General features: G+C 71.8%; 4 protein-coding genes. All 4 read left to right on the top strand.

The annotated features are described in order from the left end of the window. The coding region (locus AB0B89_RS34580; RefSeq protein ID WP_358561412.1) for an ATP-binding protein at positions 1–233 on the top strand (233 nt) is incomplete at its 5' end. A gap of 146 nt (positions 234–379) precedes the next feature. Further along, the gene (locus tag AB0B89_RS34585) at positions 380–2,440 is read left to right on the top strand and encodes an N-acetylneuraminate synthase family protein (RefSeq protein ID WP_358561416.1); all 2,061 of its coding nucleotides are present in this window, start codon (positions 380–382) and stop codon (positions 2,438–2,440) included. Positions 2,441–2,530: 90 nt separating this feature from the next. Continuing rightward, on the top strand, positions 2,531–3,493 hold the full coding sequence (locus AB0B89_RS34590) for a glycosyltransferase family 2 protein (protein WP_358561419.1): 963 nt from the start codon (positions 2,531–2,533) through the stop codon (positions 3,491–3,493). After that, positions 3,490–4,764, top strand: a complete 1,275-nt coding sequence (locus AB0B89_RS34595) for a polysialyltransferase family glycosyltransferase (RefSeq protein WP_358561422.1) — start codon at positions 3,490–3,492, stop codon at positions 4,762–4,764. Before AB0B89_RS34590 ends, AB0B89_RS34595 begins: the two co-directional genes overlap by 4 nt. Positions 4,765–5,427: the final 663 nt, after the last annotated feature.

The raw sequence follows: 5,427 nt of genomic DNA on the forward strand, positions 1-5,427 counted from the left end.
GCGCGCTGACCTCGGCGCTCAACCCGTACTGGCCCGTGGAGACGCTGCGGGACGTGGTCGCGCACTCCGAGTGCACGGCGTTCGTGTACGACGCGCGCAGCAGGGACCGGGGCGGCACCGGCCTCGGGCTCGCCATCGCCCGCGACGTCGCCATCGCGCACGGCGGGACGCTGCACGTCGAGGACGTCCCCGAGGGCACCAGGTTCGTCCTGCGGCTGCCGATGATGGATTAGCGCCCTCGCCAAGAGTTAACAGGAGCGACGCTGGGCGTTCAGCTCAGGCTCCCCTTGCGGGACGGCACCGGTGGTTAGCGTGCGTGACACCTTACGAGCGTGTCGCCGCGACGACCGCTCGTCACGCCGCATATCGAGGAGTCACCTTGCGAGTCCTGGCCGTCGTCCCCGCCCGTGGTGGTTCTGCGGGCGTCCCGCTCAAGAACCTGGCCAAGGTCGGGGGCACGCCCCTGGTCGCCCGCGCGGTGGCTTCCTGCACGGGGACCGCGCTCATCGACGAGGTCGTGGTCAGCACCGACCACGACGGGATCGCGGCCGCGGCCAGGGACGCGGGCGCCCGCGTCATCGAGCGTCCCGCCGAGCTGAGCGGCGCCACCGCCTCCAGCGAGTCGGCCCTGCTGCACGCGCTCGACCAGCTCGACGCCGACCCCGAGGTCGTCGTGCTCGTCCAGTGCACGAGCGCCTTCATCGACGCCGCCGACCTGGACGCCGCGGTCGCCAAGGTCCTCGACGGGACGGCCGACGTCGTCTTCTCCGGCCTCGCGACCCACGAGTTCGTGTGGGCCGCCCGCGACGGCGGCGTGAGCGGGATCAACCACGACCCGGCCCACCGGCCGCGCCGCCAGGACCGCGAGCCCGAGTACCGCGAGACGGGCGCCTTCTACGCCATCCGCACCGCGGGCCTGCGCGAGCACGGGCACCGCTTCTTCGGCACCGTCGCCGTCCAGCCCGTTCCCACCCGCCACGCCGTCGAGGTCGACACCCCCGAGGACCTGGAGATCGTAAGGGCGCTCGCGCCGTTCGTGGACCAGCCGGGGCCGCTCGACGTGGACGCGGTGATCACCGACTTCGACGGCGTGCACACCGACGACCTGGTCTACGTCGACCAGGACGGCCGCGAGTCGGTCGCCGTCAGCCGCTCCGACGGCCTCGGCGTCTCCCTGCTCAAGCGGTCGGGCGTGAAGCTGCTGATCCTCTCGACCGAGCGCAACCCGGTCGTGGCCGCCCGCGCCCGCAAGCTCGGCGTGCCGGTCCTGCAGGGGCTCGCCTCCAAGCACACCGCGCTGCGCGACTGGCTGAGCATCGAGGGCCTGGACCCCGCCCGCGTGGCCTACGTCGGCAACGACGTCAACGACCTCGGCTGCATGGACCTGGTCGGCTGGCCGGTCACCGTGCCCGACGCCCACCCGCGCGTACGGGCCGCCGCCCGCATCGTGCTCGACCACCAGGGCGGCGCGGGCGCCGTACGCGAGCTGTGCGACCGCGTGCTCGCCTCGCGGCCCGTCGACGCCGAGCCCACGGCCGCGGGCCCGCGCGCCACGCTCCGGGTCAAGGGCGCACCTGTGCGGATCGGCGAGTCGCTGGTGGGCCCCGGGCAGCCGGTGTACGTCATCGGCGAGATCGGCATCAACCACAACGGCGACCTGGACATCGCGCGCCGGCTCATCGACGTCGCCGCCGACGCCGGCTGCCAGGCCGTGAAGTTCCAGAAGCGCACCCCCGAGATCTGCGTGCCGGTCGAGCAGCGCGGCCAGATCCGCCAGACTCCGTGGGGCGAGATGACCTACATGGAGTACAAGATCCGGACCGAGTTCGGCCGCGACGAGTACACCCAGATCGCCAAGTACTGCGCCGAGCGGGGCATCGACTGGTTCGCCTCCCCGTGGGACGTGCCCTCGGTCGACTTCCTGGAGGACATGAACGTCGTCACGCACAAGGTCGCCTCGGCCAGCGTGACCGACCACGAGCTCCTGCGCCGGCTCGCCGCCACGAACAAGCCGATCATCCTGTCGACCGGCATGTCGACGCTCGCGGAGATCGACGAGGCCGTCGAGATCCTCGGCACGTCCAGGCTCGTGATGATGCACGCCACCTCCACCTACCCGCTGCCGCCGGAGGAGGCCAACCTCCGCACGATCATGACCCTCCAGGACCGGTACGGCGTCCCTGTCGGCTACTCCGGGCACGAGCGCGGCCTGCAGATCTCGCTGGCCGCCGTCACCCTCGGCGCGGTGACGGTGGAGCGGCACATCACGCTGGACCGCACCATGTGGGGTTCGGACCACGCGGCCTCCCTGGAGCCGAGCGGCCTGGAGCACCTGGTCAGGGACATCAGGATCATCGAGTCCGCTCTCGGTGACGGCGTCAAGCGGGTGTTCCCCGGCGAGGAGGCCCCCAAGGCCCGGCTGCGCCGCGTCACCGTCTGACCCGAGCACACCCCCGTCCGCCGGAGGGCCTCGCACGAGGCCCGAGGGCCAGAGGAGAGTTCACGAATTGACGCACGCTGGGGGGCGCCGGTGATCACGCTGTCCGTCGTGGTGCCGGTGCGGGACGCCGAGCCGTACATCGCCGACGCGCTCGCCTCGCTGCGGCGCAACGCCCGGCAGGACTTCGAGTTCATCGTCGTCGACGACGGGTCGGCGGACGCGACCCCGAGGATCGTCGAGGACTTCCGCGACGACCTGCCGGGCCTGACCGTGCTGCGCAACGCCTCGCCGGCGGGGCTGGCGGACGCCCGCAACCTCGGCGTCTCCCTCGCGTCCGGCCGGTACGTCACCTTCATGGACGGCGACGACTGGCTGGCGCCGGGGTACCTGCCCCACCTGGTGGCCGCGATCGACGGCCTCGGCTGCGACTTCGTCCGGGTCGACCACGTCCAGGTGGAGGGGCGCAAGCGGGTCGTCCACCGGGCGCCGGAGGCCAGGCGGGGAGTGGTGCTCACGCCCAGGGACCGCATCCTGCCCGCCGGCGTCAAGACGATGGTGGACTACCCGTACGCCTGGGCGGGGATCTACCGGCGCGACCTCGGCGACCTGCTGGCCTTCCCCGGCCACCTGCACACCGCCGAGGACCGTCCCTGGATCTGGAGGCTGCACCGCGAGGCGCGCTCGTTCGCGGTGGTCTCGCTCGCCGGCGTCTTCTACCGGCGCATGGTGCCCTCGTCGCTGACCCAGATCGGCGACGAGCGGCAACTGCATTTCTTCGACGCGTTCGAGCTGGTGTTCAAGCAGGTGGAGAACGAGCACGACCTGCTGCCCAAGGCCGTGCGCACCTTCTGCGCCCTGCTGGCGCACCACCTGGAGCTCGGCGACCGCTTCTCCCCCGCGCTCCGCGCCCGCTTCGAGGCCAGGGCGCGGGACGTCCTCGCCGGCCTTCCGCCGGACCTGGTCGCGGAAGCGGGGCTGGAGCCCGAGCGCGCGGCACTGCTGCACCCGCTGCTTCCCCGGCACCTCCGAGAGCCCGAGGAGAGCTTCCCGTGACCCAGGTCTTCTACAGCTCGACGCTCTTCGGGGCGATGACGCTCGCCGCGGCGATGGACGCCGGCAGGTTCGGTCCCCACTCGGGGCGCAGGATCCTGCTGGTGTCCAACAACGCCGCCATCCCGGAGGTCACCCCGTCCCTGGACGAGGCTCCGGGCTTCGCGGCGCTCCGCGGGCGCTTCGACGAGGTCTGGTCCTGGAACGACATCGTGGCGCCGCTGCACCCTTCCGACTGGAAGGCCCGCGTCATCGAGGTGCCCATGCTCGGGCGCCTGCTGAGCTCGCACCTGTCGCTGGGCGACGGGCCCGCCGAACTGGTCCTGGAGTCCGTCGCGGTCCCCCCGTCGAGGACGGTGGCGGCGCTCATCCGGGACTGCCCGATCACGGTGTACTCCGACGGGCTGATGAGCTACGGGCCGACCCGCGACCCGCTGCCGCAGGAGACCTCCGGAAGGATCACCCGGCTGCTCCACCTCGACCTGGTGCCCGGCCTCGTCCCGTTGCTGCTGCGGGAGGCCGGCGTCGCGCCCGACCCGCTGCCCGACGCGGCTTTCCGGGGAGTCCTTGACGCGATGCCCGCGCCGGACGGCCTTTCCGGCGACGCGATGATCCTCGGCCAGTACCTGTCGGCCCTGGAGATCGTCACCCCCGAGGAGGAGGCGGAGCTCCACGCCGCCATGCTGCGCGCCCTGGCCGCGCGCGGGCACCGGAAGGTCCTGTTCAAACCGCACCCGGCGGCGGGGCGCCGGCACGCCCAGCGGCTCCGCGCGGTGGCGGGCGAGCTCGGCGTGGAGCTGAGCGTGGCCGGGGAGACCGTCCCGGCGGAGGTCTGCTTCCAGGCCCTGCGGCCCGAGCTGGTGGTCGGCTGCTTCTCCACCGCTCTGATGACCGCGCACCGGCTGTTCGGCATCCCCGTCGCCACGATGGGCTGCGACACGGTGCTCGAACGGCTCGCTCCGTACGAGAACAGCAACCGGATCCCGGTCACGATCGTCGACGCCACCGTGCCCCGTCTCGCCCCCGACGGGTCGATCACCGACCCGCCGGAGGCCGACCTCCCCGGACTGGTCGAGGCGGTGGGCTATTGCATGCAGAACGAGGCGTACCCGGCGCTGCGCGAGCCGGCCGCCCGCTACATCGACACCCACGGCGCCCAGGCCCGCTACTTCAAGAACCGCCGCCTGGCCTCCGTCGGCCTCATCCCCCCCCCCCAACCCCCCACCAAGGCCAAGGGCCTCACCACCCGCCTCCGCCGCGCCCTCACCCGCTGACCGGTACGGCCCCGCGATCGATCGGCGGGCCGGATGACAGGCCGTACGACCTCACGCTCGCCCTAAACCGTGGCCGCAAGCCGACGCCAAGCCATGTTAAGTCGGTTCCAACCAGCCATGGTGATCCTTGTCGGCATGAATCCACTTAAGAGCCTCCTTCGGGTCGTCGCGGGGGCGGTCCTCGCGATGCCCCTCGTGGCCACCGCCTCCGTCGCCTCCGCCTCCTCGGTGGAGGCCGCCCCGTATGTTCGGGTCATCATCAACTCGATCACCATCTGGCGGACACAGGAGAGCGGTGCTGACGAAATCTTCGTCAAGGTCGGCGGCCCCAGCATCGTGCCGCCCTTGAACGTGACCTACCGTGTCTGGCCGAGAGCCGAGGGCTCGATCTCGTCGGTCCAGTCGGGCTCCTGCGTGAGCTTCCTCGCCTCCCCTTGCCCCTCAGGTGTGCGCGCCTACTACATGAGGGACGCGGGTCCGGCACAGCCCGTTTTCAGGTCCTCTGGCAGGATCACCGTCAACATCCGGGAAGAGGACGCCTTGTTCTCGGACGATGACGTCTTGCTCGCGCACGTACGCGCCCGACATGCTGTCGTACGACTACCGCACGATCGACGCCGACCTGGCGCGGGCGCGGGGGTACGCCACGGGCGATCTCGCCGA

The sequence above is a fragment of the Sphaerisporangium sp. NPDC049002 genome, assembly GCF_040649355.1.
In the GTDB taxonomy this organism is placed as follows: Bacteria; Actinomycetota; Actinomycetes; order Streptosporangiales; family Streptosporangiaceae; genus Sphaerisporangium.